This window comes from Nitrobacter winogradskyi, from assembly GCF_006539545.1.
Classification (GTDB): Bacteria; Pseudomonadota; Alphaproteobacteria; order Rhizobiales; family Xanthobacteraceae; genus Nitrobacter; species Nitrobacter winogradskyi_A.
The window spans coordinates 1-1,784 of record NZ_BJNF01000147.1; the positions used below are offsets into that span (position 1 = coordinate 1).

Genomic DNA, 1,784 nt, shown 5'->3' on the forward strand with positions numbered 1-1,784 from the left:
GCAGGATCTGTCGCCGTGGGGCATGTTCATGCAGGCCGACATCGTCGTGAAGGCGGTGATGATCGGTCTGGCGTTCGCATCATTGGTGACGTGGACGGTCTGGCTGGCGAAGGGGATCGAGCTTGCGGCCTCACGGCGGCGGGCGCAGAGCTGCGTGCGCAAGCTGGAGCGCGCCGACAGCCTCGATGCCGCGCGCGCCGAGATCGCCGAGGGCTGGACCTGTGAGGGCACGGTGGCGGATCTGATGACGGCGGCGGAGCGCGAGCTGCAGCGCTCGGGCGATCTGTCCTCCGAGGGCATCAAGGAGCGATTGGCGATCGCGCTGTCGCGGATCGAAGCCAAGGCGGGGCGCGACATCGCCCGCGGCACCGGCCTGCTGGCGACCATCGGCGCGACCGCGCCGTTCGTCGGCCTGTTCGGCACGGTGTGGGGCATCATGAACGCCTTCATCGGAATCTCGCAGACCAAGACCACCAACCTCGCGGTGGTGGCGCCGGGCATCGCCGAGGCGCTGCTCGCGACCGCGCTCGGGCTTGTCGCCGCGATCCCGGCGGTGATCATCTACAACGTGTTCGCGCGCGCGCTTTCGAGCTACCGGGCGCTGTTGTCGGACGCCTCGGGCGAGATCGTCCAGCATATCTCGCGCGACCTGGAGCGGCAGGAGCGGGGGCTTGGCCCGTCGGTGGTGGCGCTGTCGCGCGGCCGCTCTGCTGCTGAGTGATGCGCCATGGGGGTATCGCTGAAGAACCCGCAGGATGGCGGCATCGATGAGTTGAGCGAGATCAACGTCACGCCGTTCATCGACGTGATGCTGGTGCTGCTGATCATCTTCATGGTGGCGGCGCCGCTGTCGACGGTGGATGTCGCGGTCGATCTGCCGGTGTCGAACGCGCAGCCGCAGCCGCGTCCGGACAAGCCGGTGTTTCTGACGGTGAAGCAGGACCTGACGCTGGCGCTCGGCAATGACGACGTGCCGCGCAACACCTTGCAGGCGACGCTGGACCAGCAGACCAACAATGACCGCGAGCAGCGGGTGTTTCTGCGCGCCGACGGGACGGTGGCCTATACCGAGCTGATGAAGGTGATGAACCTGCTGCGCGAGGCCGGCTATCTCAAGATCGCGCTGGTGGGGCTTGAGGATACCGGGCAGGCGGTGGCGGCGGGCGGAGCCGCGCCGGCGGCGGCGCCTGCGCCATGATGAAAATCGACTGGCGCGACCCGGACGGCCGGGTCGGCGATGATGTGAGCCGGGCGGCGGCGCTGCGCTGGACCGCGGCCGGGCTTGCGGTGGTGGCGCTGCATGCCGGCGGCATCTGGATGGCGCTGCACTGGCCGGCGGCGGCGGAGGCGCCGGGCGATCCTCCGGCGGCGATCATGATGGAGCTGGCGCCGATGGCTGTCGCGCCCGAGGCGCCGCAGCAGGACGTCGCGCCGGGGCCGGAGATGGTGGAGGCCGAGGAGCAGGTCGATCCGGAGAAGCCGATCGAGGAGAAGCCTGATCCCGAGCCGACGCCTCCGGAGGTGAAGGAGGCCGAGGTCAAGCTGCCGGAAACGCCGAAGGTGGAGAAGGCGGAGGTTGTGCTGCCGTCCAAGGTCGAGCCGCCGAAGCCGAAGCCGAAGAAGAAAAAGCAGAAGAAGGCGCCGCGCACCACCGCGCCGCAGAGTTCGCAGGCGCAGCGTGCTGATCGCGCGGCCGCGCCGGCCGAAGGCATGGCGTCGTCGATGTCGCCGGCGACCTGGCGCGCCGCGCTGATGGCGCATCTCAACCGCCACAAGCGCTTCCC

The 1,784-nt window shown here is 69.5% G+C and carries 3 protein-coding genes; all 3 read left to right on the top strand.

Annotated features, from left to right (window positions below; genetic code table 11):
- Positions 1-721 (top strand): tonB-system energizer ExbB (exbB, locus tag NWI01_RS18545; protein WP_244613903.1); only part of this gene is annotated, 721 nt, incomplete at its 5' end.
- A gap of 6 nt (positions 722-727) precedes the next feature.
- Positions 728-1,198 carry a TonB system transport protein ExbD gene (gene exbD / locus NWI01_RS18550; protein ID WP_141385411.1) on the top strand — a complete coding sequence of 157 codons (471 nt, stop codon included), beginning with the start codon at positions 728-730 and terminating at the stop codon, positions 1,196-1,198.
- The coding region (locus tag NWI01_RS18555) for an energy transducer TonB (protein ID WP_244613904.1) at positions 1,195-1,784 on the top strand (590 nt) is incomplete at its 3' end. The genes exbD and NWI01_RS18555, both read left to right, overlap by 4 nt.